Origin of the sequence: Rhodococcus olei, assembly GCF_039540555.1 — a bacterium.
Classification (GTDB): domain Bacteria; phylum Actinomycetota; class Actinomycetes; order Mycobacteriales; family Mycobacteriaceae; genus Rhodococcus_G; species Rhodococcus_G olei.
The window spans coordinates 118,421-144,422 of sequence record NZ_BAABFB010000075.1 but is presented as its reverse complement, the minus strand read 5'-3'; the positions used below and the strand labels follow the sequence as shown (position 1 = coordinate 144,422).

Annotated in this window: 23 protein-coding genes and 3 pseudogenes; 10 read left to right on the top strand and 16 right to left on the bottom strand. The window is 70.3% G+C overall.

Annotated features, from left to right (window positions below; translation table 11 throughout):
* Positions 1–78 precede the first annotated feature (78 nt).
* From ABD951_RS25375 to ABD951_RS25365, 3 genes and pseudogenes are all read left to right on the top strand, one after another.
* Positions 79–1,383 (top strand): citrate synthase, encoded by a 1,305-nt coding sequence (locus ABD951_RS25375; protein ID WP_345352153.1) that lies wholly within the window; start codon positions 79–81, stop codon positions 1,381–1,383.
* Positions 1,380–1,733 (top strand): annotated as a pseudogene (locus ABD951_RS25370) (FKBP-type peptidyl-prolyl cis-trans isomerase); the annotation flags it as partial. The gene ABD951_RS25375 and the pseudogene ABD951_RS25370, both read left to right, overlap by 4 nt.
* 18 nt (positions 1,734–1,751) lie before the next feature.
* Complete coding sequence (locus ABD951_RS25365; RefSeq protein WP_345353229.1) at positions 1,752–2,105, top strand: FKBP-type peptidyl-prolyl cis-trans isomerase; 354 nt, start codon at positions 1,752–1,754, stop codon at positions 2,103–2,105.
* A 77-nt stretch (positions 2,106–2,182) separates the two neighbouring features.
* Here ABD951_RS25365 and ABD951_RS25360 read toward each other — a convergent pair whose 3' ends face one another.
* The 4 genes from ABD951_RS25360 to ABD951_RS25345 all read right to left on the bottom strand — a co-directional run bounded on the left by ABD951_RS25360 (position 2,183) and on the right by ABD951_RS25345 (position 6,696).
* Positions 2,183–3,499, bottom strand: a complete 1,317-nt coding sequence (locus ABD951_RS25360) for a sensor histidine kinase (RefSeq protein ID WP_345352150.1) — start codon at positions 3,497–3,499, stop codon at positions 2,183–2,185.
* Positions 3,500–3,509: 10 nt separating this feature from the next.
* On the bottom strand, positions 3,510–4,226 hold the full coding sequence (locus ABD951_RS25355) for a response regulator transcription factor (RefSeq protein WP_345352147.1): 717 nt from the start codon (positions 4,224–4,226) through the stop codon (positions 3,510–3,512).
* A 35-nt stretch (positions 4,227–4,261) separates the two neighbouring features.
* Positions 4,262–4,648 carry a hemophore-related protein gene (locus tag ABD951_RS25350; RefSeq protein WP_345352144.1) on the bottom strand — a complete coding sequence of 129 codons (387 nt, stop codon included), beginning with the start codon at positions 4,646–4,648 and terminating at the stop codon, positions 4,262–4,264.
* Positions 4,649–4,788: 140 nt separating this feature from the next.
* Positions 4,789–6,696, bottom strand: coding sequence for a propionyl-CoA synthetase (locus ABD951_RS25345; protein WP_345352141.1), 1,908 nt, complete (start codon positions 6,694–6,696; stop codon positions 4,789–4,791).
* A gap of 190 nt (positions 6,697–6,886) precedes the next feature.
* On the opposite strand from ABD951_RS25345, the gene ABD951_RS25340 reads away from it, so the two are divergent.
* Complete coding sequence (locus ABD951_RS25340) at positions 6,887–7,561, top strand: GOLPH3/VPS74 family protein (RefSeq protein ID WP_345352138.1); 675 nt, start codon at positions 6,887–6,889, stop codon at positions 7,559–7,561.
* 6 nt (positions 7,562–7,567) lie between these two features.
* On the opposite strand, the gene ABD951_RS25335 is transcribed toward ABD951_RS25340, so the two are convergent.
* The 7 genes and pseudogenes from ABD951_RS25335 to ABD951_RS25305 all read right to left on the bottom strand — a co-directional run bounded on the left by ABD951_RS25335 (position 7,568) and on the right by ABD951_RS25305 (position 17,534).
* Positions 7,568–7,714: an N-acetyltransferase gene (locus tag ABD951_RS25335; RefSeq protein ID WP_345352135.1), complete on the bottom strand. Its 147-nt coding sequence runs from the start codon at positions 7,712–7,714 to the stop codon at positions 7,568–7,570.
* A gap of 100 nt (positions 7,715–7,814) precedes the next feature.
* Positions 7,815–10,160, bottom strand: a complete 2,346-nt coding sequence (locus ABD951_RS25330; RefSeq protein ID WP_345352133.1) for a hypothetical protein — start codon at positions 10,158–10,160, stop codon at positions 7,815–7,817.
* Positions 10,150–12,033 carry an HSP90 family protein gene (locus ABD951_RS25325; protein WP_345352130.1) on the bottom strand — a complete coding sequence of 628 codons (1,884 nt, stop codon included), beginning with the start codon at positions 12,031–12,033 and terminating at the stop codon, positions 10,150–10,152. The genes ABD951_RS25330 and ABD951_RS25325 overlap by 11 nt, the downstream gene beginning before the upstream one ends.
* Positions 12,034–12,156: 123 nt before the next feature.
* Positions 12,157–13,206 (bottom strand): hypothetical protein, encoded by a 1,050-nt coding sequence (locus ABD951_RS25320; protein WP_345352127.1) that lies wholly within the window; start codon positions 13,204–13,206, stop codon positions 12,157–12,159.
* Positions 13,203–14,696 (bottom strand): carboxyl transferase domain-containing protein, encoded by a 1,494-nt coding sequence (locus tag ABD951_RS25315; RefSeq protein WP_345352124.1) that lies wholly within the window; start codon positions 14,694–14,696, stop codon positions 13,203–13,205. The genes ABD951_RS25320 and ABD951_RS25315 overlap by 4 nt, the downstream gene beginning before the upstream one ends.
* A gap of 9 nt (positions 14,697–14,705) precedes the next feature.
* Positions 14,706–15,264: pseudogene (locus tag ABD951_RS25310) on the bottom strand (ABC transporter permease); the annotation flags it as partial.
* 851 nt (positions 15,265–16,115) lie between these two features.
* Complete coding sequence (locus ABD951_RS25305) at positions 16,116–17,534, bottom strand: DUF1214 domain-containing protein (RefSeq protein ID WP_345352121.1); 1,419 nt, start codon at positions 17,532–17,534, stop codon at positions 16,116–16,118.
* Positions 17,535–17,702: 168 nt separating this feature from the next.
* Here ABD951_RS25305 and ABD951_RS25300 point away from each other — a divergent pair, with 168 nt between their 5' ends.
* Entirely contained in the window at positions 17,703–18,596 is an 894-nt protein-coding gene (locus ABD951_RS25300; protein WP_345353227.1) for an IclR family transcriptional regulator, read from the top strand.
* 395 nt (positions 18,597–18,991) lie between these two features.
* Here the strand turns inward: ABD951_RS25300 and ABD951_RS25295 are convergent, their stop codons facing one another.
* The 5 genes and pseudogenes from ABD951_RS25295 to ABD951_RS25275 form a co-directional block, all read right to left on the bottom strand.
* Positions 18,992–19,249 (bottom strand): transposase, encoded by a 258-nt coding sequence (locus ABD951_RS25295; protein ID WP_345352118.1) that lies wholly within the window; start codon positions 19,247–19,249, stop codon positions 18,992–18,994.
* A gap of 45 nt (positions 19,250–19,294) precedes the next feature.
* Positions 19,295–19,492 carry a hypothetical protein gene (locus ABD951_RS28760; protein ID WP_425569959.1) on the bottom strand — a complete coding sequence of 66 codons (198 nt, stop codon included), beginning with the start codon at positions 19,490–19,492 and terminating at the stop codon, positions 19,295–19,297.
* 98 nt (positions 19,493–19,590) lie between these two features.
* Positions 19,591–19,779 (bottom strand): annotated as a pseudogene (locus ABD951_RS28755) (ATP-binding cassette domain-containing protein); the annotation flags it as partial.
* Positions 19,776–20,324: a hypothetical protein gene (locus ABD951_RS25280; protein ID WP_345352112.1), complete on the bottom strand. Its 549-nt coding sequence runs from the start codon at positions 20,322–20,324 to the stop codon at positions 19,776–19,778. The gene ABD951_RS25280 and the pseudogene ABD951_RS28755, both read right to left, overlap by 4 nt.
* Entirely contained in the window at positions 20,317–20,607 is a 291-nt protein-coding gene (locus tag ABD951_RS25275; RefSeq protein WP_345352109.1) for a helix-turn-helix transcriptional regulator, read from the bottom strand. The genes ABD951_RS25280 and ABD951_RS25275 overlap by 8 nt, the downstream gene beginning before the upstream one ends.
* Positions 20,608–20,704: 97 nt before the next feature.
* Between ABD951_RS25275 and ABD951_RS25270 the strand changes: the two genes are divergently transcribed.
* The 5 genes from ABD951_RS25270 (at position 20,705) to ABD951_RS25250 (ending at position 25,984) form a co-directional block, all read left to right on the top strand.
* A complete protein-coding gene (locus ABD951_RS25270) occupies positions 20,705–21,256 on the top strand; it encodes a hypothetical protein (protein WP_345352106.1) in 552 nt (183 codons plus the stop codon).
* A 256-nt stretch (positions 21,257–21,512) separates the two neighbouring features.
* On the top strand, positions 21,513–22,964 hold the full coding sequence (locus ABD951_RS25265) for a PepSY-associated TM helix domain-containing protein (protein WP_345352103.1): 1,452 nt from the start codon (positions 21,513–21,515) through the stop codon (positions 22,962–22,964).
* The gene (locus tag ABD951_RS25260) at positions 22,961–23,479 is read left to right on the top strand and encodes a copper chaperone PCu(A)C (RefSeq protein WP_345352100.1); all 519 of its coding nucleotides are present in this window, start codon (positions 22,961–22,963) and stop codon (positions 23,477–23,479) included. The genes ABD951_RS25265 and ABD951_RS25260 overlap by 4 nt, the downstream gene beginning before the upstream one ends.
* The gene (locus ABD951_RS25255) at positions 23,472–24,659 is read left to right on the top strand and encodes a Dyp-type peroxidase (protein WP_345352097.1); all 1,188 of its coding nucleotides are present in this window, start codon (positions 23,472–23,474) and stop codon (positions 24,657–24,659) included. The genes ABD951_RS25260 and ABD951_RS25255 overlap by 8 nt, the downstream gene beginning before the upstream one ends.
* Positions 24,660–24,829: 170 nt before the next feature.
* Entirely contained in the window at positions 24,830–25,984 is a 1,155-nt protein-coding gene (locus tag ABD951_RS25250) for an acyl-CoA dehydrogenase family protein (protein ID WP_345352094.1), read from the top strand.
* The last annotated feature ends 18 nt before the right edge of the window (positions 25,985–26,002 follow it).

Genomic DNA, 26,002 nt, shown 5'->3' with positions numbered 1-26,002 from the left:
CGCGGGCAACTGCGACTAGGTTCTCTAAGCGACTGACTATTGCAACTCGCAAAGCCTCGAGTTTGAGAGGGATCTTCCGTGCCCGCTGTCGATGACACCACGCCCACACTCAGTTACCCGGGTGGCGAACACTCGATGTCGATTGCCAAAGCGACCGAAGGCAATGACGGCATCGAGCTGGGCAAGCTCCTTTCCGCGACGGGGTACACCACCCTCGATCCCGGATTCGTCAACACCGCCTCCACCAAGTCGGCGATCACCTACATCGACGGCGACAAGGGCATCCTGCGCTACCGCGGATACCCGATCGAACAGCTCGCGGAGAGCTCGACCTTCATCGAGGTCAGCTACCTGCTGATCTACGGCGAGCTGCCGACCGCCGACGAGCTGGCCGCTTTCACGACCCGCGTCCAGCGGCACACCCTGCTGCACGAGGACCTCAAGCGGTTCTTCGACGGTTTCCCGCGCAACGCGCACCCGATGCCGGTGCTCTCGTCCGCGGTGAACGCGCTCTCGGCGTACTACCAGGACTCGCTCGATCCCGACGACCCGGAGCAGGTCGAGCTGTCCACCACCCGCCTGCTGGCGAAGCTGCCGACGATCGCGGCGTACGCGTACAAGAAGTCGGTCGGTCAGCCGTTCCTCTACCCGGACAACTCGCTGTCTCTGGTGGAGAACTTCCTGCGCATGACCTTCGGTTTCCCGGCCGAGCCGTACTCGGTGGACCCGGAGATCGCCAAGGCCCTCGACATGCTGCTGATCCTGCACGCCGACCACGAGCAGAACTGCTCGACGTCGACGGTGCGCATGGTCGGCTCGTCGGACGCCAACCTGTTCACCTCGGTGTCCGCCGGCATCAACGCGCTGTGGGGTCCGCTGCACGGCGGCGCGAACCAGGCCGTCCTGGAGATGCTGGACGAGATCAAGGCGAACGGTGGCGACACCAAGGAGTTCGTCCGCAAGGTCAAGAACAAGGAAGACGGCGTGAAGCTGATGGGCTTCGGGCACCGCGTCTACCGCAACTACGACCCGCGCGCCGCGCTGGTCAAGCAGACCGCCGACAGCATCCTGAGCAAGCTCGGCGGCGACGACGAGCTCCTCGACATCGCGAAGGCGCTCGAGGAGGCCGCGCTCACCGACGACTACTTCATCGAGCGCAAGCTGTACCCGAACGTCGACTTCTACACCGGACTGATCTACCGCGCGATGGGCTTCCCGACGCGCATGTTCACCGTCCTGTTCGCGATGGGCCGGCTGCCGGGCTGGATCGCGCACTGGCGCGAGATGCACGAGGATCCGGCCACGAAGATCGGCCGCCCGCGGCAGATCTACACCGGATACACCGAACGCAACTACGTCGAGCTGGGGAACCGGAAATCATGAGCAACGCACCCGAGATCGAGCCCTGGGAGGGCCCCGCACCGACCGAGCTGGTCATCGAGGACGTCACCGTCGGTGACGGCGTCGAGGCGACGCCCGGCTCGAAGGTCGAGGTCGACTACCACGGCGTCGAGCTGGACAGCGGCGAGGTGTTCGACTCCTCGTTCCTGCGCGGCGAGTCCATCACCTTCCCGCTCGCCGGCCTGATCGCCGGCTGGCAGGAGGGCATCCCCGGCATGAAGGTCGGCGGCCGCCGGAAGCTGGTCATCCCGCCGGAGCTGGCCTACGGCCCGGCCGGGTCCGGTCACCAGCTGGCCGGCAAGACCCTGATCTTCGTGATCGACCTCCACGACGTCGTGGTGCCGCCGCCGGTGCCCGCGGTCGAGCCGGCCACCGGCCCGGCGCCGACCGAGCTGGTCATCGAGGACATCACCGTCGGTGACGGCGCCGAGGCCCAGCCCGGCGGGGTCGTGGACGTGCACTACCACGGCGTCGAGTACGACACGAACGACGTGTTCGACTCCTCGTTCCAGCGTGGCGATTCGGTGAAGTTCCCGCTCGGCCGGCTGATCCCCGGCTGGCAGGAGGGCATCCCCGGGATGAAGGTCGGCGGTCGCCGGAAGCTGACCGTCCCGCCGGAGCTCGCCTACGGCGCCGCCGGTTCCGGGCACCCGCTCGGTGGCAAGACCCTGGTCTTCATCATCGACCTGCTCGGCACCAACTAGAGGTTCCCGGCGAGGGCCCCGCATCCGAACGGATGCGGGGCCCTCGCCGTTGCGGTCGCCCCGCCCCGCGACGGGGGTCAGGGGCGGTTCGGGAACTCGAACACCAGGCGGGCGCCGCCGAGAGGGCCGTCCTCGAACCAGGCACGGCCACCGTGCAACTGGGCCTGCTGCGCGACGAGGGCGAGGCCGAGGCCCGAGCCGCCGGCGGCCGCGCCGGTGCCGCGGCGGAACCGTTCGAAGACGACCTCCCGCTCGGATTCGGGAATGCCGCGGCCGTTGTCGTCGACGGTGAGCCGGACGGAGTCACCGGTCCGGTGCACCGCGAGCACGACCTCGGTGGCCCGCCCGTGCCGGACCGCGTTCGCGACGGCGTTGTCCACGGCCAGCCGCATCCCGGCGGGCAGGCCGGAGATGACGACGGACTCGTCGGCCTCCACCCGCACCGCGACGTCCGGGTGCTGCCGGGCGGCGTCGCGTGCGGCGGCGTCGCACAGGTCGACGAGATCGGTGGGGACGTGGTCCTTCTCGCTGGACAGCTCACCGGAGGCGAGGCGTTCGAGCGCGCGCAGGGTGGATTCCACGCGGCCCTGGGTGCGGGCCAGGTCGGCGAGGATCTCGGTCCGCTGGGCCTCGTCGAGTTCGAGGGTGCTGAGCACCTCGATGTCGGTGCGCATCGCGGTCAGCGGGGTCCGCAACTCGTGCGCGGACGCGGCCGCGAAATCGCGGGCGGTGTCGAGGGCGGCCCCGGTCTGGCGTTGTGCCTCCGCGATCCGGCCGAGCATCGTGGCGATCGCCTCCGCGAGCTCCTCGGCCTCGCGCACCCCGGACACCTTCGCGGGTTCCGGTGCGTCGCTGGCGATCTGGTCGGTCAGTTGCACGATGGGCCGGACCGCGCGACCGCCGAAGACCCAGCCGAGCCCGGTCGCGGCGGCCACCGCGAGCAGTCCGGCGATCAGCACCCACTTGCGCTGGTCGGTGGTCACGTCCCGCGCTTCCGACGCGGGGACCGCCAGCGAGAACAGCAGCTGCGACCCGCCGATCGCGGTGGTCGCGACCCGGTAGTCGGTGCCGTCCACCCGCACCGTCGCGGCGCCGGGCGGAAGCTGCGGGAGCTGGGTGGGGGTGCTGGCGATGACGTCGCGGGTGCCGACCGACCGGATGGTGACGGCGAACGCGCCGCCGTCGCCGAAGGTCGGCAGGAACGACACCGCGGTCGGTGCGTTCGCGATGATCACGTTCGACGCGGTGTCGAGGCGACGATCCAACTGCGCCATGTTGTTCCGCGAGATCGCGAGCGAGATGAAGATGCCGAGCAGGCCGACGACGACGGTGGCGCCGAGCGCGGTCGCCGCCGCGACCCGGGCGCGCAGCGAGTAGGACCGCCGCGCCCTCACGGGCGGGCCCTCACGCCGGGTCCCGCAGGACGAATCCGACTCCCCGGACGGTCTGCAGGATGCGGGGGTGGCCATGTGCCTCGAGCTTGCGGCGCAGGTACCCGACGAACACGTCGACGACGTTGGTGTCGGCGACGAAGTCGTATCCCCACACCAACTCCAGCAGGCGTTCGCGGGTCAGGACGACGCCCTGATTGCGGGCCAGCGTGGCGAGCAGTTCGAATTCCCGCTTGGTGAGCTCGATCTCGTATCCGTCCAGGAGCGCGCGCCGCCCCGGCACGTCGACGGTCAGCCGCCCGACGGTGATGCCGCCCTGAGCCGTTCCCGCCGCGGGTGGCGGCGTCGCGACCGCCCGGCGACGCAGCATCGCCTTGATCCGCGCCACGAGTTCGGCCAGCACGAACGGTTTGACGAGGTAGTCGTCGGCGCCGGCTTCGAGCCCGGCGACCCGGTCGTCGACCGACGACCGGGCGCTGAGCACGCAGATCGGGATGTCGTTGCCCATCGCCCGCAACGCCGTCACGACGCTGGCCCCGTCGAGCACCGGCATGTTCATGTCCAGCACGACGGCGTCGGGGGAGCGGTCCGTGACCACCGACAACGCCTGCGCGCCGTCCGACGCGGTGAGAATCGTGAACCCGGACAGCTGCAGTCCGCGACGCAGCGAGGACAGCACGTCCTCGTCGTCGTCGACTACGAGGACGGTGGCGGATGCGGTCTCGGTCACCCCGACATTGTGCCCTGATCCGGGTTCGGCGCAGGTCAGTGGTCGTGGCAGGTGTCCGCGACGGTGGCGAGCTCGGCGTGGATCCGGTCGGCGTGCGGGCCGGTGCGGGCCGCGTCGAGTCGGGCGGCGAGCTTCGGGTGCTCGGCACGGAACTGGTCGATCGCCTGCTGACGCTGGTCGGCGGGCCGGTTGAACAGGTCGGTCAGCGCGGCCTCGGCACGGGGGTGCTTGTCGAGACGGGCGGCGAGCTTCGGGGCCGTCTGCTGCAGCGCGGCATCGATCTGGGCGAAGCTGCACGTGCTGTCGAGCAGGGGGTTCGACGGTGCCGGGTCGGCGGACGCGAGGCCGGGGGCGAGAAGGGCGGCGGTGACGGCGGCGCCCGCGGCGAGCAGTGCGCCGCGGGTCCGGGCTGTGGTGGTCATGCCCTCACGCTAGGACGGGTCGACGCCGCCGAGCTGAGGCGCAGCTGTGTAATTCCTTTGAGTTACGGCCGATTTCGGGCGAAGGGGGTGAACCGCCCCGCTCCCGGTGGGTGCCCGCGGGGTGGCAGGCACCCACGCGGTCACGCGCCGGGACCGAGGAGCTTCGCGAGGGCGTCGAGGACGGCCGGGTCCTCGATCGTCGACGGCACCGTGTAGTCCTCGTGGTCGGCGATCTGGCGCATCGTCTTGCGGAGGATCTTGCCGGAGCGGGTCTTCGGCAGGGCCTGGACCACCGTCACGTCCCGGAACGTGGCGACCGCGCCGATCTGGTCGCGGACCATCGCCACCAGTTCGGTGCGGAGCACCTCGTGGTCGATGTCGGCGCCGGCCTTGAGCACCACGTACCCGCTGGGGCGCTGGCCCTTGAGTTCGTCCCTGATGCCGACGACCGCGCACTCGGCGACCGCCGCGTGCCGGGCCACGACGGCCTCCATCGCGCCGGTCGACAGCCGGTGCCCGGCGACGTTGATCACGTCGTCGCTGCGGCCGAGGACGAAGACGTAGCCGTCGGCGTCGATGTAGCCGGAGTCGCCGGTCAGGTAGTGGCCGGGGAACGTCGACAGGTACGACTTGACGTAGCGCTGCTCGTCGCGCCACAGCCCGGCCAGGGTGCCGGGCGGCAGCGGCAGCCTGATGACGATGTTGCCCTCGGCGCCGGCCTCGACCTCGGTGCCTTCGGCGTCCACGACCTGCACCAGGTAGCCCGGTACGGAGACGGTGGGGGAGCCCGCCTTGATCGGCATCGGTTCGAGTCCGCGCAGGTTCGCGCAGATCGCCCAGCCGGTCTCGGTCTGCCACCAGTGGTCGATCACCGGGACACCCAGCTTGGTGGACGCCCACTCGTAGGTGTCGGGGTCGAGGCGCTCGCCGGCCGCGAACAGCGTCGTCAGCGTCGAGATGTCGTACTTGGCGAGTTCGACGGCGTCGGGGTCCTCCTTGCGGATCGCCCGGATCGCGGTGGGAGCGGTGAACAGCGCCCGCACCCCGTGCTGTGCGACGATCCGCCAGAACGCGCCCGCATCGGGGGTGCCGACCGGCTTGCCCTCGTACATGACCGTCGTCGCACCGACCAGCAGCGGCCCGTACACGATGTAGGAGTGGCCGACGACCCAGCCGACGTCGGAGGCCGTCCACATCACCTGGCCGGCGCCGATGTCGTAGATGTTGCGCATCGACCACGCCAGTGCGACCGCGTGGCCGCCGTTGTCGCGGACGACGCCCTTGGGCTTACCCGTGGTGCCGGAGGTGTACAGGATGTAGAGCGGGTCGGTCGCGGCGACCGGGACGCAGTCGGCGGGGGTGGCGTCGGCGATCGCGGCGTCCCAGTCCAGCCAGCCGTCGTGGTCGGCGGCGCTGCCGGGTATCTGCGCGCGGTCCTTGACGACGATCGTCGCCGGCGCCCGGTCGGTCAGGCCGAGGGCCCGCTCGACGATCGGCAGGTACTCGATGGTGCGACCGGGCTCGAGCCCACCGGACGCGGTGATCAGCGCCGTCGGCTCGGCGTCGTCGATCCGGGCGGCGAGCTCGGCGGCGGCGAACCCGCCGAACACGACCGAGTGCACGGCACCGATCCGGGCGCACGCGAGCATCGCGATCGCGGCCTCGGGGATCATCGGCATGTAGACGACGACGCGGTCGCCGGCGGTGATGCCCTGCGCGGCGAGGACACCGGCGAACCGGGACACCTGGTCGAGCAGTTCGGCGTACGTGTACGTGCGGGTGACGCCGGTCATCGCCGAGTCGTGGATCAACGCGGCCTGGTCGCCGCGGCCGGCGGCGACGTGCCGGTCGAGAGCGTTGAAACAGGTGTTGACCCGGGCGTCGGGGAACCAGCGGTACATCGGCGCCGCGGAGTCGTCGAGGGCCCTGGTCGGGGCGTCGACCCAGTCGACGGCCTCGGCGGCCTTCAGCCAGAACCGTTCCGGGTGCTCGATGCTCTCGCTGAACGCCTCGGCGTAGGCGCCGCTGCGGTGCTCGGCTGAACTCATCGACTCGTGTCCTCTCGTGCCCTGTGCCCCCGCTGCTGTGATGCGCACTACACCCTAAGGGATCTGCCCGGGTTCGCAGGCCGCGAAGGCGGGCCCTGCCGGGCGATGCGCCGGGCGGTGGTGAATCGTCGGTGAGCGGCCGGACGTGCTGCGTGGTTTCGTGGGCGGGGTTGGCCGTACCGTGGGAGCCATGACGCTGCTCGCCGAGGATCTGCTGCTGCTCCTGCTCGACGACGACACCGGCAAGCCCGTGGTGGACGCCGCGTCGCTGCCGCGGGTGTTGTCCGGCGCGGTACTGCTGGATCTCGCGATGGACGGGATCGTCGAACCCGCGACCGGTGACGGGGACGTGAAGAAGGGCCGCCTGCTGTTGACCAATCGCACCGCGCCACTGGACCCGATCCTGGCGCACGCCGTCGCGCAGCTGCGCGGGTCGAAGCCGATGAAGCCGGAGCGGGCGATCGAGAAGCTCGGTCACGGGTTGAAGGAGGCGGTGCTCGGACGCGTCGTGGACCGCGGGTGGGTGCACGAGGCGAAGGGCAAGGTGCTCGGAATCTTCCCGACGAAGACGTGGCCGGCGGTGGACGCGACCCACGAGCGGGTGGTGCGCGAGAAGCTGTGGGCGGCCCTCGTCGACGGCGAGACCCCGGAGCCGCGGACGGCGGCCCTGGTGTCGCTGCTGTCCGCGGTCGACGCGACGCCGAAGGTGTTCCCCGATGCGGGTAAGAAGGCGATTCGCAAGCGCGCCAAGCAGATCGCCGAGGGCGAGTGGACCGGCATCGCGGTCCGGCACGCCGTCGAGGCGGTCAACGCGGCCGTCATCGCCGCGGTGATCGTGCCCGCCGTCGCGGCCGGGGGAAGCTAGGGCCGGTCAACGATCCGCGGTCGGTCGCGTCATCACCCAGAACCCGATCTCGCGCACATCGGTCGCCAAGGGCACCGCGGCGACGACCGTGAAGCCGTGCCGCTCGTGCATGCGCCGACCGCCCTCGTTCTCCTCGGGCACGTCCAGCCACACCTGGCATGCATTTTCTTCGACAGCCTTCCGCTCCAACGGATCTGGGTGATCGGATCCCGACCGGGGCAGGGCCCGTGACGGCCTGCCCCGGTCGGCTCGGTCACCTGTCGACGCGTGCCCGCGCCGCAGCTGCGGCGTCGTGCCTGCCGAGGGCCTCGTTGGCGTCGCCTTCCATCAGCGCCACCCGGGCCGCGAGCTGCGGCACCTCCGACACGCGCGGCGCGGCGTCGGCGAGAATGCCCAGGGCTTCCTCGTGGCGGTCGGTCGCCAGCAACGCCTGCGCGACGACGATCAGGGTGCTGCCGGAACCGACGACGTCCTCGGCGGCGGCGTAGGCGTCGGACGCGGCGAGCCCGACCTGTACCGCCTCGTCGAACCGGCCCAGTTCGGCCAAGGCGCGGGCGGTCGAGTCCCGGATGTCCGCACGGGTCCACGGGTCGGTGTGTTCGGCTGCGGCCCGCAGGTCGTCCAGCCCGCCCGCGTCGCCGAACTGGCACCGGGCCCGTCCACGCGTGTGCAGGACGTCGGCGAGCATGTCGGGTCGATCGGTGAGCCGCCGGGCGTCCTCGACCGCCTCGTCGAGGACCTCGACGGCCTCGTCGTCGTCGAAGCGCATCATCATCTGCCCGAGTTCCCGGCCGATCCGCGTGGCGACGTCGTGGCTCTCGCCGGCCCGGGCGAGTTCCCGACCCTCGGTCCACGCCGCGTACGCCGCTCCCGGCTCGCCCGCGTCGCGTCTCGCGCAGCCGAGCCACAACAGGGTCAGGGCGCGGTCCGCGGCCGTCGCGTCCTGCGCCTCCTCGGTCTCGGCGACCGTGACGAGCTCGTCCACGGCCTCGTCCGGGCGCCCGGACCGGACCAGCACGACGCCGAGCCGGTAACGGAGGACGGTCGATTCGGCGCCGCCCAGTTCCGCTTCCCGGGTCGCCAGCCTCAGTCGTCCGGCCGCCTCGTCGAGCCGGCCGAGGTCGTCGCAGATGTGGGCGCTCAGGGCGGCCAGTGACGTGGTGAGCGATCGTGCCGTGTGCGCGACCGCCAGGTCGAGCGCTTCGTCGACGGTCGTCAGGGCCTCCTCGACCCGGCCGCCGCCGGCCAGCAGCTGGGCCCGCAATCGCAGCAACACCGCGCGGCGGCCGGGCGCCCTCGCTGCGACCAGTTCGGCCTCGACCCAGGTCAGTGCCGCGTCCGCGTCCTCGGTGCCACGGATCGTGTCGACCCGCTCGGCGAGTGTCCGCGCGTCCTCCACCTCGTCGACGAACGCCGCGGCCGCGGCCGGGTCCACGGCGACCGGGGGTGCCGGCACGCGGTGTGCGACGCCGATCGGCAGGTCCCAGCGTCGGTCGGCGAGAACTCTTGCAGCGGAAACCCTTTCGCTGCGACAGGTGGTGCCGTTGCGCTCGTCGAAGCGGGCCGCGAGCTCGTCGGCGGCGCGCCAACAGGCCTGCGCCAGCGCGTCGACGGTCCACCGGTCCGGGCGGGTACCGAGGAATCGGTGCAGCGGTGCGCCCTCGGCGCCGCGGACGTGCTCGTGACCGAGCCCCGCCGTCCCGGCCGCCGTGCACGTCACCGCGAAGGCGGTCAGTGCGTCGAGGTGTGCGGTCGCGTTCAGGTTGTCGTGTGCCAGCCAGCCGATGTGCCGCTCGAGCAGCTCGAGCGCCCGCTGGTGGTTGCCCGTGACGGACAGGAAGATCAGGTGCAGCCCGACCATGTCGAGTTTGGCGGCGCTCCCGCGAGCGAGCCGGTAGCCGCGCACGTGCATCCGCTCGGCGTCCCCGGGACGGTCCACCCGAAGCAGTGGTACCAGCGTGTGGGCCATCGCCCGTTCCGGTTCCTCGGCGCACTCCAGATCCTGGTCGAGCATCTCCTGGACGAGGGCGATCCCCGCCTCCAGATCCCCGGTGGCGAGCCGGAATCGGGCTTCCTCGGACCGCACGCACGCCTCACAGTGGCTGTACTCGTCGCGCGGGGTCCTGCCCAGCTCCTCGAGGTGACGGGCGGCCTGGTCGATCCGGCCCTCCTCGAACGCCTGCCAGAACCGGGTCTGCACCACCCCGGACAGGCCGACGCCGGCCTGGCGGTACGCGGTCTCCATCTGTTCGATCGACTCGGCGATCGTCGCCCGCGGGAACACCGGGTTGGAGGCGAGCGCGTCGGCGACCCACTTGTGGAACCACAGCAGGTCGTGGTCGTCGATCTGGGTGGGGAAGGTGGCCGGATCGGCGGCGTTCCGTCCGACGCACCACGCGAACGCGGTGAGCAGCGCGTCCGTGTCCCCGGTCAGGGAGGCGGACTGGATCAAACGCATCCGGACCGCGTAGGCGGCGGCGTCGTCGCCGGTGTCCTCGGCGAGGGTGATCGCCCGTTCGATGAGTTCGCGTTCGGCCGGTCCGTACGGCGTCGCGTCGATCTCGCCGATCAATGCGGCGACAGTGGTCTCACTCGGCATGGTCGTCCTTGTGGGTGGGGGCGGGGTGTCGGAGTTCGGAGTCGGTGGTGACGGGTGCGTCGAGACCGACGGACAGGTGAACCATGTCGGTCATGGCGTCGGTCAGGGCCGTGCGGTCGGCCGCCCGCAGCGGCCGGTGCCCGGCGAGGAGCGCCTGGACGTAGAGGACCCGCACCGTCCGCGACAGCACGGCCTCGTCGTCGATCGTGGCGAGGGTGTGCACCAGCCGATTTCGCCAGTTCAGGGCCAGCCGGCCCGCGGTGTCCGTGCCGTGGGCCGCGGCCGCCTCGTCCGCGCGGCCGAGGACGTCGGCCCAGAACCCTCCGGCCTCGCTCGCCTGCTCGCGGCGCAGGCTCCGGAGCACCGCCTCGTCGGCGACGTACAGGGCCGGGACGCTCTCCGGCTCGAATGCCCGTACCGCCGTCGCGCAGTCGAGGTCCGTCAGCGCCGCGTCGGCGCGCTCCTGCAGTCGGCGCGAGGCGGCCCGCTCGGCCAGCGGCGGCACGTCCAGGTGGTCGATCTCGTCGGCGACGGTGACGATCTCGACCTCGGCGCCGGGCACGAATTCCGGTAGCCGGCCCGCGATCTCCGCGTCGTAGACGTAGCCGCCGTTGACGATCGGCGCGCCGGGGCGGGCGATGCCGGCCAACTGCCGGAACTCGTCGACGGTTCGGGTGTACCGCACGACGCCGCGGCGCGCGGCCTCACCGAAGGTCGTCGGACCCTCGGTGGTCTCGATCGGCAGATGGGGGACGATGAAGCGGGCCAGTTCGTCGTCGTGGACGACGAGCGCCCGCAGGGCGAGGTGGTGCACGGACAGGAACGCGGCCAGCCGGTGCGGGGTCTGAGCGGCCAGCCCGATGACCCAGCGGCGAACCGCCGCGCCCAGCTCCGCGCGGGTCGACTCGAGCGCGTCGTCCTCGATCAGGGCCTCCCGGGAGGCGGTCGGGTGCAGCCCGGTGGTGTCCACCACGGCCCGAACGAAGAACGCCCAGTCCGGCAGCAGGTCGTCCGTGCGTTCGGACAGCAGCATCCCACCCAGGTAGACACGGCTCGACTGGCGCTGGCCGGGGGAGAGCGGGAACGGCAGCACGAAGGCGGTGCCCCGGGTGCCGGTCGACGGCACGTGCAACGGGATCGTCGCGAACGGTTCGGCGCCGACGACGTCCCGGCCCAGCTCGCGCAGCTCGGGCGACGGGACCGGCGTCCGCTCGAGGAACGGTGCCGCCCGGGTCACCGTCTCGCCGGCGACGGTCACCCGCACCGGCAGGTGCCGGCCGAATCGGTCGGCCAGCTCGCGCACCCCCGCGGGCGAGACGAGTCCGGCGGCGGCCTGGCGGGGGATCAGCTCGACCCGGGTTCCGACCGGCCGGTCGCCGGCGGGCTCCGTCGCCGTGACGGTGCCGGCGAGTTCGGTCACCGTGAAGGTGCCGTCGATGCGTCCGATCCATTCGACCGCGGGTGCGCCGGTGGCCGACCGGGATCGAACCCGAATCTCGTCGCTCACCATGAAGCAGCTGAGCAGGCCGATCCCGAACCGGCCCAGGCGGTCGGTGCGGGGCAGGTCGAGGATGTCGCGCTTGGAGGAGCGGCCGACCGTCGCGAGCAGGTCACCGACCTCGGCCGCGGTCAGGCCGATCCCGTCGTCCTCGACCGCGAACACGGACCCGGCCCCGTCCGCGGGCAGCACCCTGATGGTGCCGACGTGGCCCGGCTCGTGCTCGCGTCGGGCCGAGATCGCATCGCACCCGTTCTGCAGGAGCTCACGGATGAAAACCTGCGGCCCGGTGTAGATGCTCGCGCTGAGCAACTCGATGATCCCGCCGAGGTGTACCTGGAATGGACGGCTGCTGCCGTCGGCTCTAGTTGACATCGGTGGCAGAGCATAACGGTCGATTCCGACAATTCGATCGAGGCCGCATCCGGTCGCGCGCCGTGCAGCGGGGTCGGCGACGTGCGTGCTGCTCGACTCCGTCGCGCCGAGAGTCGAGTGCGCTCAGTGCCGTTCGAGGGCGTCGGGCGGCGCGACCTCGACCGCCGGGGCGTCGCCCTCCTCGGCCCGGATCGCGAGTCGCAGGCAGCCGAGCATCAGCAGCGAGACCACGAATCCCGCCAGGGCGTCCCACTGTTCCTGCGCGAACAGGAAGACCTGTGTCACGAGGAGATCGACGACGATCGAGGCCCGCAGCAGGCGCAGTGCCCGGCGGTAGGGGCCACGCCACAGGAACCACACGCCGAGGACGGCCAGCGCGCCGGAGACCGTGCTCGACACCTGGACGAGGGTGTCGGACAGGTCGTCGACCGCGCTGTCGTTGTCGGAGACCAGCGCGGTGACCACCGCCGCGATGGTCAGCAACGCCTGGACCACGAACAGAGTCAGCACGATGCGTCGCATCACCCGATGGCCAAGCACCGCATCGGCACGCCGGGCGACGGACCCGCGCACCCGCGTCACCCGGGAACCGAGATCGCGCGGCGGCACCGACTGCGTGAGGAGGGCGTCCCGCAGGGACGCGGCCGTCGGGTGCAGTCCCGGATCGCCGACCCCGTCGAGCACCGCGAGCACCGCCCGGCGCCGGACGTCGTCCAGACGCCCGAACGCGAGGTCCGTGACCGCGCCGGCCCCGATCGCCAGCCGTCGCCGGTCGGGTAGTCCGGCCCGGGTGACCGCCTCGCGCGCTACCAGGTAGAAGAGCACGAACACCACGTAGATCATCGCGATCGCGGGTTGGAAGAAGTAGTCGACGTCGGCGGTGACGAACTTGCCGATCTCGTCGACGAACAGGCCGAAGCCGATGCCGCCGGCGAGGGCGGACAGCATCCGGACCCGTGTGCCGTAGGCGATCTCGACCGCCACCAGTGCCACCGCCATCAGCAGCCCGCCCCACAGCACGTGCGCGACGTGCAGCGCTCCGCCGCCGATCTGGGGATAGCCGGTCGCGGCGAGGTAGGCCCGTGTGATCAGGACCGTCGCGACCGCCGCGAGGAGGAACAACTCGAAGCGCGCCAGGGCCGCCGAGTCGTGGTCGCACGGGTCCGCGGTCATCGCGGCAGGCCGAGGGTGCGGTAGCGGCCGGCGCGGGTCGTGGCACGCCGGTCGGCGGGAACCGATGCGAGTGCGACGAGTTCGCGGGCGATCGCCTCGCCGACGCGTTTGGAGAACCCGATGGGCTCGTCGGCGGCGTCCGGGAGTTCGGGGATGATCGCGTCGATCACACCGTCGCGCAGCAGGTCCAGTGACCGGATCCCCTGCGCTTCGGCCATTCTCGGGGCGTGGGTGGTGTCACGGTGCACGATCGCGCTGGCGCCCTCCGGCGGCAGCGGGGCCAGCCAGCCGTTCTGCGCGGCCAGCACCCGGTCGGCGGGCAGCAGCGCCAGCGCGCCGCCGCCGGTGCCCTGTCCGAGCAGCACGGACACGGTGGGGGTGTCGAGGGTGACGAGATCGGCCAGGCACCGGGCGATCTCTGGTGCCAGACCGCGTTCCTCGGCCTCCTTCGACAGCGACGCACCGAGCGTGTCGATCACCGACACCAGCGGGATGCGCAGTTCCTCCGCGAGCTTCATCGCCCGGCGTGCCTCCCGCAGCGCACCGGGACCCATCGTGGTCTCCGGGGACTGGCCGCTGCGGTCCTGCCCGAACAGCACGCACGGCTGGCCCCGGAAACGGGCCAGCGACACCAGCACCGTCTTGTCGGCCTCGCCCTGCCCGGTGCCCGACAGCGGCACCTGTTCGGTCGCGGCGTACCGCAACAGCTGCCGGATGCCGGGACGGTCCGCGCGCCGGGACAACATCACCGACTGCCAGGCCGGGACGTCCGGGATGTCCGCGGGTTCGGGGTTCGCGTCGACGAACTCGTCGGCCTCGCCGGTCAGGACCCGCAGCGCGCGGGGAACGAGGTGGCGCAACCACTTCGGTTCCACGACCCCGTCGATGACGCCGTTGGCGTACAGGTTCTCCGATGTCTGCACGCCCTCGGGGAACTTCTCGCCGTACAGCGCCTGGTAGACGCGCGGCCCGAGGAACCCGACGAGCGCGCCCGGCTCCGCGACCGTGACGTGTCCGAGTGACCCCCAGGACGCGAACACGCCCCCGGTGGTCGGGTGGCGCAGGTACACCAGGTACGGCAGGCCGGCCGCCTTGTGCACGGTGATCGCGGCCGCGATCTTGACCATCTGCACGAACGCGAGGGTGCCCTCCTGCATCCGGGTGCCGCCCGAGGTGGGGGAGGCCAGCAGCGGCAGCCGCTGTGCGGTCGCGCGTTCGACGGCGCTGACGATGCGTTCGGCGGCGGCCACGCCGATCGACCCGGCGAGGAATCCGAACTCGCAGGCGATCACCGCGACGCGCCGCCCGCGCACGGTGCCCTCCCCGGTGACGACGGACTCGTCGAGCCCGGTCCTGGCGCGGGCGGCGGCGAGGTCCGCGCGGTAGGCGGGATCGGCGTCCACCGGGATCGGTGCGGTGTCCCAGCTCCGGTAGCTGCCGGCATCGAGCACCAGGTCGAGAACGTCGTGGGCGGACAGTCGCGCGGCCATGTGCCGACCCTATCTGCCCAGTGCCTCCTTCCAGGTGACCGTCTTGCCGACCCGCAGGATCGACCGCTGGTAGATCTTCGCCGCGACCAGCGAGGCGGCGACGGTGGCGGCCAGCATGATCGCGATGGTGGCGAGCACCTGTCCGGGGCCGGCGACGCCGGCGGCGATCCGCAGCGGCATCAGGATCGCGGAGAAGGGCGGGATCCAGCTGAGCACGTTGCTCACCGTGCCGTCCGGGTTGCCGACCGCGGAAAAGGCGGTGAAGAACATCGCCATGATCAGCAGCATCAGCGGCATCGCGGTCGAGTTGACGTCCTCCTGCCGGGACACCATCGAGCCGGCGGCCGCGTACAGCACCGCGAAGAACGCGAAACCGAGGACGAACCAGCCGACGGTGCCGGCGAACACCGGAGTGCGGTCCCGGTGACCGTGAGCACCCCGGTCACGACGCCGGCGGTGACTCCGGCGATCCCGTACGCGGTCAGCTGCAGCAACCCGACGGTGCCGATGCCGATGCCGATGATCTTGCCCCCCGCAGCAGCTGCAGGGGACGCAGGGTCGAGAGCAGCTTTCGGCTACGTAGCAGCTAAACCTGTTGTTGCACAGATGTATTAATACAGTCGAGTCTCCCTGGGGTGGTAGTCGAGCCGAACGTTCCAAAACCGGGTCAAGCAGCGGCGATTCGGTGTCGTGTCCTCGAACGGGTCACTGTTCCACTGTCACGGCCCACCACATCCCGGCCGCTGCATACTCCCTCGCGTCACCGGGGGCTCAGAACAGGCAGTGGGCTACTCGTGCCGACATCGGGGTCGGCGGCTCAGACAGAAGGGGACAGGTGCCCCTGTCTGTCAGCATCAGGTGCCACCGATCGTGGTTTGGATCGAGCCCGTGAACCTCGGTTCCGCGGCACGGTCGACATGTTTTCGGGTAATGCTCTGCGGGGGACTGACACCACGGATCGTGGGTGAGAAGGTCACGGTGGAGGGTGACTCCTGTGCCGAACGAGGCTGCTGCTGCGGCAGATTCCCGCCGCCCGCCGTGATCTTGGCCGCTGCGCGTGCCTCGAGCACAGCGCCCGCCGACTGCGTGCGCAACGTGTGATGTCCGGTGCGTGCGCAGCGGCGACCGCATTAACTGCCATCTGAGAGGGTGCTCGAATCACTAAGCATTTGTGACAGTGGCGCGGTTCGCTGAGGCAGTTCGTATTGGGCCGACCCTCCCTACACGGCGCGAGCGAAGACCCCGGACAACAGGCCCGGCCGGCCGGCCCCATTCGGATGTTGTGGGCCGGCCGGGCTGCGGTCGCCCGGCAGGGCATCGGGGCGATGCCCTGCCGCCGTTGAGGCACACAACGTTGCGACGCGCACACGTGATGCGGTCCAGGGTTCCCAACACTCGAACAGTCCTGGAAAGGTGGAGTCAGGGCAGGGGTTCGAACGTCGCGAGGTCGAACGGGACAAGCCGCGGGGGGATGCCGTCAAACCGTGCCCTGACCTGGGATTGGCGCTCTGCAATCTGCGCCGCCCGGTCGGTCGTGGTCGGGGTGTCTGCGGGCAGTGCGCTGGACAGTTCGGACAGGTTCACGACCCGCGCCGTCGGCTGGTACCCGGCGGGGATCGGCTGAGGAAGCCCGTGCCAGCGGATCTGGGTCAGCCCGGTTGGGTGGTTGGCCGTGTCGATCCAGTTGGCAACGCCCGGGTCCGACGCCGAGAGCACATACGTGATCGACCCATCTGGATTCGGCCGAGCCTGCTTGTTGTTGAGGCTTGAGGTGTGATTCGCGTAGTTGATTGACATGTACCAGTCGCTTCCGGTTTGGAATCCCATGTACTCGGCTCCATGCGGGTCCACGGTCAGGACCAACGCCTGGTCAGGTCGGAGATCGAACCGGCCGACCGTCGATGTCTGTCCAGTGAGGCCTCCCGGCGTGCTGGGGCGGATCGGAAGGAGGGTGTTCGCCGGCACTGGCGCATGGAAGCGCTGCATGAAGCCGTCCCAGTATGGGGTCGCTGCCCTGATCAGATCCGCGCACCGACGGGCCTTGTCCTGCTTGCTGGCTTCGGGCTGCTTGGGTGGGCCCGAGATGCGGTCGATGGTGAGCTCGGCCGGCACGGCGTTCCAGTCGGTGTACGTGTCGCGAACAATGAGCTTGAGCTTGCGGGAGTCGGCCGGGAGTTGAATGTGGTTGCGCCGCCCTTCTGCCGGGCTCGCATCCAACGTGATGTCGAACGTACCGTCCGGCGACACGTCAAGTTGCGTCCCATCGATCACCGCGAGTGATGCTGGAGTCTGCCCGTTTTCGCCGTAGATGCCGTCGACCAGCTGAAAGGCGAGGTACGTTGTGGTGTTTCGCTTTCCGTGGATCTTGTACGCAGAATCGCCAGCGAGTGCCGCGCCACGGTAGGCGGTGTCCGGATTGTCCTGAGCGTACCGCGCTCCGAACATTGCGGTAGATGAGATCCGTGGCCGGTCAGGGTCGCTGTTGACGACCTGGATGCACTGCGCGAGAGACATCTCATCGACGTAGCGCGGGAGATCCGAGAGGTTCTTCTCCTTGCCTGAGTAGGTAGTTGCCGCGGGCGTCCCGACAAGGTACTGCCGAGCTTGCTGTTTTGCTTCGCCAACGACTTGGGTGTCGATAAGGCTCTCAGCCTCCTTCATCACCGCGATGATGTCTGTACTGGCCAGGGGATTTTCGGCCTTCGGCACACTTGGTTGCGCGGTGGCCGTCGCAGTTCCAGCGGCGGCCGTGACCAGAGTGACCGCGCAAGCGAGGGATCCGATTCGCGCGATCGAGCGCCGCACGCTGCGCTGGTGGATTCGGTGGGGAACAGGCATGTGGGTTCTTCACGCTCCTTCAGTTCGGTCGGGGTGTGTGACAGCGTCTGGGTGACCTGCACGCAGCCCCAGCATCGAAGTGATGCCAACCACAACCAGGGTGCAACCATGTCTAATATTAGTTGCGATGTATCTGGTATTAGGCGTCGAGGAATGCTAGAGGTGACGATGACTGAGGGCAATACCCCAAACGAAGTCGATCGAGGCGGGTCCCCACCAACCGATCGAGTAGTTGCGATCGTTGAACTGCTAGCCGGCAGGTCAGCGTCGATCACGATCAAGGAGATTACTGAGGAGCTCGAACTCAGCCGGTCGACCACGACACTGATCCTGACGTCGCTTGAGCGAGCGGGGTGGGTGAGCAGACAGGCCGATCGCCGGTATGTGCTCGGGTCGGGTCTCATCGGTGTGACCGAGGCGATCCGCGACAAGTATCCGGTACTCAACTATGGCCGAGCGCTCGATACGCTGGCGGAGCGGGCGGGATGCGGTGTCGCGCTTGCCCTTATCGGGGTGACAGACGCTACGTTCGTCGGCATCGCGCGTGGTGAGGACGACCTGGCCACGGCCGTGCGCGTGGGCATGCGGCTACCTCTGCGTGCGCCGATGGGGACATCTGTGATCGCCCACCGTCCCGCGGCACAGCAGCGGGCGTGGCTCAGCACCGCGCCGATTGAGACAAGAGAGTCGTTCGAGGCGGCGCTGGCTCAGGCCCGGGAAGCCGGAGTCGTGGTCTACGAGCTGGGGCATACCGACCCGCTGGTGCTCAGCTTGATAGGTGAGGTAGTCGGTCTACTCGCCGAACACCCACGACGCGACTCCTTGGGAAATAGAGCACTCGATCTCCTCGGCGAACTCGGCGGCCCACCATACGAATCCGGTGTTCTCGACGAGGACGAACCATTACCTGTCAGCTACCTGAGCGCGCCGATTTTCGATCACACCAACCGCGCTGTCTATGATCTCCAGCTCGGGCCGCTGCAACCGAATGTGAACAAAGCCGAACGAGACCGCCTCATCCGTGAGATCAGGGAAGCCGCCGCGAAGCTCAGTCATTCTTGACCGACGACCAGAAGTTTCGCCGACCAAGTTGCGGCACTGTCGGTTTCGAGATGACCGGGCCCCTGAAAGGCTTGTGCCTGTGACCGAACGCTGACCGATGGGAAGGTCCCGATCGGCCGGCCAATCCGGGACTGTCCCTAGCTCCTCTGTCAAGCAGCGGTAGGAACGGCGGCTGATGACTGGTCTGCGATCATGGCGCGGTAGACGACGTCGGAGAGCCGACGTTTGAGAATGCGCAGCGCTTCCATGCCGCCGTCTCCGTTGGCTTTGCGCCGTGACAGCAGTGCTGGTGCCTCGGGATGTCACCGGGCCTGGGTGAGCACGATACGGTGAATGGCGGCGTTGATGTTGCGGTTCCCGGTGCGCGAGAGACGATGTCGGGCGTGGTTCGACGACTACACCGGCAACGGTGCGGTCCCGTTGTGGCGGGCGAAGGAGTCCTTGGAGCGGAACCGGTCGGCGCCGGCGGTCTCGCCGATCAACTTGGCCGCTGTCAGGGGTCCGCATCCGCAGATGGCCAGCAAGGACGGCGCCAGCGCGGTGGTCCGCGAGGTGGTCTCGGCGGCGAGCTCGTCGGTCTCGACCGTGAGGCGCCTGAGGTGCGCGACGAGTCTGGTGGCCAGGGCTGCCACGTAGAAGTGCTGACTACTCACGATCGGCGGCCGCTGTCGATGCGGTGACTGGCCGACTGGTGCACCTCACGCCGTGCCTGGGATCGCGGTGGCAGCACCCGGGAGCCGGCGGGCGGCGGCGGACAGCTCGCGCCCGGAGCGGGGTTCGAATGTCGGAGTCAGTCCGGCGGCCGTCCAGCCGTCCGCGTCGGCGTGAGCGGAGAAGATCGAGTAGCCGACCACCGCACCGACGATCGCGAGCAGCACGATCAGATTGCTGATCACGAAGCTGCGCTTGTGGACCTGGGCGTTGAACTCACGCCCGGCGACGAGGGCGATCGCGCGTGCCGGGCTAGGGCGTGGGGCTCGGTCACGGTGCTCGTCCGGACACCACCTCTCGGAACAGTTCGGTAACCGAGCACGATGCGCATCGTGGTGGTCTTGCCTGCGCCATTGCTGCCGACGAAGCCGAAGATCTCGCCCGGGCGGACGTCGAAGCTCAGGTCGTCGAGCGCTGTGACGTCGCCGTAGCGTTTGCGGATCCGGTCGATGGTCAGGGTCGGTGTGTTCACGCGGCCTCCTCGGCGTGGTCCTCGGGGTCGGGATCGGGTCGCGTCCAGGCCAGGATCATGGCGGGCGAGCAGCCGCCGATCATCAGCGTGGTCAGGGTCAGCAGCCCGCCGGCGTAGGCGATCCGCGCGCCGTCGCCGTCGGCGAGGACACTTCCGACGATCAGGTAGAACACCGGGATCATCACCAGGAACTGCGTGATCGTCAGGCCCGCGGACCGGGCGGCGTTCTGCTGTTGCACCTCCCACTCGTCCAGGGTGGTCGTCGGGGCGTCGCCGAGGCGGCCGGAGACGATCTGCAGCGACGTCCAGATCGGGAAGAACAGCAGGCAGGCCGGCAGCCACAGGATCGGCGCCCGGTCGAAGAAGTGGCACAGCACCCCGACCCCGAGCATGAACACGAACGTCGCGCCGAGCGCCAGCACCAGGGCCCGGCGGCGGCGACGGCTGCGCCAGCCCGGCAGCATCCGCCCCCATTTCTCGGAGTGGGCGAGAAATCTCCGGGTGCGGCGGGCCTGGTAGCGCTCGATGATGGTCGTCTCAGCCACGTTCGTCGCCCTCCTGTCGTGGTTCGCGGCGGTACAGCTCGGTGGACAGCGGCCCGAACTCGGTGCGGGAGAACACCGCCTCGATCGGCAGCCCGAACACCTCGCAGATCCGCATCGCGAGGTCCAGGCTCGGGTAGTGGTCGCCGCGTTCGAGCGCGCCGACCGTCTGCGGGTTGACCTCGATCAGCTCGGCCAACCGCACCCGGCTCAGTGACCGTTCGGCCCGCAGCACCCCGATGCGGTTGAAGATCGGGCGGGATTCCCCGCGTCGTACCGGGCTCATGCAACAAAGTGTTGTGAAAACCCAACGATGAGTCAAGTCGTCCCCACCTCGGAGGGTGCTCGTCGGACGGTACGACCACCCGTAGTACCGTTCGGGCATGCGCGCCGCACCCGGAGAGAAGCTCTCTCGCCGCGTGCGCTCCGCATCCGTCGGCGCGAGCACCGTCACGGTCGCGATCGCCGCGCACGGCGCCGCCGGTGGCGGCCTGCCGACCAGTTCGTCGCTGCTGCTGCTCGCCGGTGTCGCGACGGTTCTCGCGAGTCTGACGACGGCGGTACCGGTGTTGCGCCGGGGTGTGATCGCGCTCGTCCCGGTGCTCGCGGTCGGGCAGCTCGCCGCCCACCTCGCACTCGCGGTCGGACACGGCCATCACGCGGCGGTCGCCGCGGTCGGTCCGCTCGCCGCGTGGGCGCCGATGCTCGGCGCCCACGCGCTGGCCCTCATCGTGTGCGCCGCGCTGATCGCCGCGGCCGAACGTGTCGGTCCACGCACCGAGGCCGCCCTGCGCGCCGTCGTCGCCGCACTGCTCGCGACACCGCCCGTCGTCGAGCGGCCCCGAGTCTGGTTGCCCGTAACCGACGTACACCCGGTGACGGCACCCGTGTGCCGTGGCGCCGAGCCGCGGCGTGGTCCGCCCGTTCTCGTCTGATCGGTTCATCTCACGCGCACCGGCCCCCGGTTCGCGTCCCCCACATCCCGTTTCGGTGAATCCGGCACGCCGCACTCGCCTGCCGTCGTGCCGGTGGAATCCGCGCCTGCCGTCGCTCGCCCGCCGGGTGAGTCACCGAGGGAGGGGACGTGCCGTCTTGGTCGTGCGCTCCCTTCGCGGGTTCCCGTGCCGGGATCACCGCTGCTCGAGGGTGCCTCGTGGCCCCTCGCCCTGTCTGATCGACGAAAGCGATGTCATGACCATCACCGACCAGTCCGGCGTGCGCGAAACCTCGCCGCCGGCATCGTCAACCGTCCCGCGGACCGCGCCGCCGCGAGCTCTCGCGCTGCGACTGCACTTCTACGCGGGCGTATTCGTGGGCCCCTTCCTCCTGATCGCCGCGTTGACGGGCTTCGTCTACGCGTTCGCCCCGACACTCGAGAAGCTGGTTTACGGGCGCTACCTCGCGGCGCCGGCCGTCACCGATCCGCTGCCGGAATCCCGCCAGCTGCAGGCCGCGCTCGAGGGCCTCGACCCGGCGACGGTGCAGTCCCTGCAGACCGCGGTACCGGGCGGCACCACCCGCGTGGTCGTCGCCGATCCGACGGTCGCGTCCGGGCAGACCACCGTGTTCGTCGACCCCGGCACCGGAAAGGTGCTCGGCGCGCTGGAGACCGACTCCGGTGATCTGCCGCTGCGGGCCTGGTTGTCCGCGTTGCACAAGAACCTGCACCTCGGCGACCTCGGCAACCTCTACACCGAGATGGCGGCGTCGTGGCTGTTCGTCATCGTGCTCGGCGGCCTGTTCCTGTGGTGGAACAAGGCACGCCGGGATCGGGATCGCGGGAGGCGGGCGCGCCTGCTGAGCGTCGACCGGTCGGTCACGGGGCGCCGCAGGACGCTGAACTGGCACGGTGCGGTCGGCGCGTGGGCGGCGCTGGGCCTGCTGTTCCTCTCGGCCACCGGGTTGTCCTGGTCCGACCACGCGGGTGCGAACATCAAGTCGCTGCGCAACGAGATGAGCTGGAACGCCCCGGCACTGAACACCGCGGTGGCAGGCGGCTCGACCGCCGCCGCGGGCGAGCACGACGGGCACGGCGACGGGCACGGCGGCTCCGCGGCGGCCGGTGCCGACCCGGTGGACGTCGCCGCGATCGACGGCGTCCTGCACGTGGCCCGTGCTCAGGGGTTGACCGGGCAGCTGTCGGTGGGGATCCCGGCCCCCGTCACCCGGGCGTGGACGGTGAAGGAGACCGCGAAGACCGGCGGTGACTCGATCGCCGTCGACGGCTACACGTTGCGGGTCGTGGACCGCGTGGACTTCGCCGACGTCCCCCTCGCCGCCAAACTCACGACCTGGGGCATCGCCCTGCACATGGGGACGATGTTCGGACTCGCCAACCAGGTGGTGCTCGCAGCCCTCGCGGTCGCGCTGATCACCGTGATCGTGCGCGGCTACCGGATGTGGTGGCAGCGCCGCCCGGTCCGCGCCGAGGGCGTGCGGTTCGGGCCGCTGCCGCGGCGTGGTGCCCTGCGCGCGCTGCCGTGGCCGGCCCTCCTCGCGATCGCGGTGATCACGGTGCCGGTCGCCCTGTTCGCGCCGCTGCTCGGCCTGTCCCTCGCGGCCTTCCTGGCCGTCGACGTGGTCCTCGGACTTGTCTCCCGTTCCCGGACGAAGACACCCACGCAGAAGGAGATCGCATCATGACCACGTTCACCCGTTCCCGCGTCGCGGCCGCAGTCGTTGCGGCCGTCGGACTCGCCGTCGCCGGATGCGCGAACGGCGCGGATACCGCTCCGTCCCGGTCGGTTTCGGCCGCGACCGCGATCACCCTCGACGAGTCGTGGGTGAAGGCGGCGGATTCCGGGATGACCGCGATGTTCGGCACCCTGCACAACAGCTCCGATGTCGAGCTGCTGCTCACCGAGGTGAGCAGCCCGGCCGCGCCGCGCGTCGAACTCCACGAGATGGCGGACAGCGGCGGCACGACGGTCATGCGCCGCAAGCAGGGCGGCATCACGGTGCCGCCGCACGGGTCGTACACGCTCGAGCCCGGCGGAGACCACGTGATGCTGTTCGAACTGCCCGCCCCGATCCGGGCCGGCGGCGAGGTGCCGTTCACGTTCCGATTCGCGGACGCCGGTGACGTCGAGTTCACCTCCCAGGTGCGCGACTTCACCGGTGCCCGGGAGTCGTACGACGAAGGCGCGCACGGTGGCTGAGCTGAGCCGGAGGCGATTGCTCGGCGCCGGTGCGGCCGCGGTCGGCGGCGCCGCGGCCGGGTGGGGCGCCGGCCTGCTGACCGGGGGCGTTCGGGCCGACGCGGCTCCGGTCGCCGTGGTCCCGTTCCACGGCCCCCACCAGGCCGGCGTCGCGACGCCGCCGCCCGCGCACACCACCTTCGTCGGGCTGGACCTGCGTCCCGGCGTCGACCGGGACGCGGTGGTCCGGTTGCTGCGGGTGTGGACGGACGACGCGGCCCGGCTGACCGCGGGCCGGGCGGCGCTCGCCGACACCGAACCGGACCTGGCGACGGTGCCGGCCGCGCTGACCGTCACGGTCGGTTTCGGGCCGGGTGTGTTCGCGGCCACCGGGCGCGGCGACCGACGGCCGCCGTGGCTGGCGCCGCTGCCGCCGTTCGGTGTCGACCGCCTCGAATCCCGGTGGAGCGACGGTGATCTGCTGTTGCAGGTCGGAGCCGACGACCCGGTCACGGTCGCGCACTCGCTGCGGGTCCTGCTCAAGGGGGCCCGGTCGGCCGCGACGGTGCGCTGGACGCAGCGCGGATTCCGTCGGGCCCGCGGCAGCGAGCCCGACGGCACCACGATGCGCAACCTGATGGGCCAGGTGGACGGCACCGTCAACCCGCGCGCCGGGACCGCCGACTTCGACGCCCTGGTGTGGATCGCCGACGGGTCCTGGTTGGCCGGTGGCACCTCCGTGGTGATCCGCCGGACCCGTCTCGACCTCGACGGCTGGGACGAGCTCGACCGCCCGGGCCGCGAGATCGTCATGGGTCGGCGGCTTTCCGACGGGGCGCCGCTGACCGGGGACGCCGAACACGACGAGCCGGACTTCGCCGCGCGCGGTGTCGGCGGGTTGACGGTGATCGCGCCGAATTCGCACATCGCGCTCGCGCGGTCGGCGGACCCGGGGCAGCGGTTCCACCGCCGCTCGTTCAACTACGACGAGGCACCGTCGGGGGAGGAGGTTTCCGACTCCGGGTTGATCTTCGTCTCGTACCAGGCGGATCCGGTCGCTCAGTTCGTGCCGGTGCAGCAACGGCTTTCGGACGCGGACCTGTTCAACACGTGGTCCACGCCGATCGGCTCGGCGGTGTTCGCGATCCCGCCCGGTGCGCGCGAGGGGGAGTACCTCGGGCAGGCGTTGCTCGCGGCCTGACCGCCCACGACCGGTCTTGTCGGCGACACGCGGCCGGCGGATGCACGACCCTCGGGGTCCGGCGTCCGCCGGCCGTCGCCGTCTCGTGGGGCGGTGCACCGGGCCCGCACGATGGTGTATGACATATGTACACATTTGGCCGTACAAATCGAGTTGCCCCGAGGAGTGCCATGTCCGCCCACCTGAACGCCGAGGAGGCCTTCCTGGTCACGACCGTGCGCGAGTTCGTCGATCGCGAGGTCAAGCCGACCGTCCAGGAGGTCGAGCACGCCAACGAGTACCCCGAGAAGTGGATCGAGCAGATGAAGCAGATCGGCATCTACGGTCTCGCGGTGCCCGAGGAGTTCGGCGGGACACCGGTGTCGATGCCCTGCTACGTGCAGGTCACGGAGGAACTCGCCCGCGGGTGGATGTCGTTGGCCGGGGCGATGGGCGGCCACACCGTCGTCGCCAAGCTGCTGACGCTGTTCGGAACCGACGAGCAGAAGGGGCGCTACCTGCCGGACATGGCGACCGGGGCGCTGCGCGCCACGATGGCGCTGACCGAGCCGGGCGGGGGGTCGGACCTGCAGGCGATGACGACCGTGGCCCGCCGCGACGGCGACGACCTCGTCATCAACGGCGCGAAGACCTGGATCACGAACGCCCGGCGCTCGGGTGTCATCGCGCTGCTGTGCAAGACCGACCCGGACGCGCGGCCACGGCACCGGGGGATCTCGATCGTGCTCGTCGAGCACGGCCCGGGACTGACCGTCTCACGGGACCTGCCCAAACTCGGCTACAAGGGTGTCGAGAGCTGCGAGCTCGCATTCGACAACTACCGGATCCCGGCGACCGCGGTCCTCGGCGGTGAACCCGGCACGGGCTTCGGGCAGATGATGAAGGGCCTCGAGACGGGCCGCATCCAGGTCGCGTCCCGCGCGCTCGGCGTTGCGGCGGCCGCACTCGAGGACTCCCTCGCCTACGCGCAGCAACGGGAGACCTTCGGGCAGCCGATCTGGAAGCACCAGTCGGTCGGCAATCACCTCGCGGACATGGCCACGAAACTCACTGCGGCACGCCAACTCACGCGTTATGCGGCGGAACGCTACGACGCGGGCGACCGCTGTGACATGGAGGCGGGCATGGCCAAGCTGTACGCGTCCGAGGTCGCGATGGAGATCGCCCTGAACGCGGTCCGCATCCACGGCGGCTACGGGTACTCCACCGAGTACGACGTCGAGCGGTACTTCCGCGACGCGCCGCTGATGATCGTCGGTGAGGGCACCAACGAGATCCAGCGCAACGTCATCGCCTCGCAACTGGTTGCCCGGGGCGGGATCTGACGGCCGAGGGCACGCCGC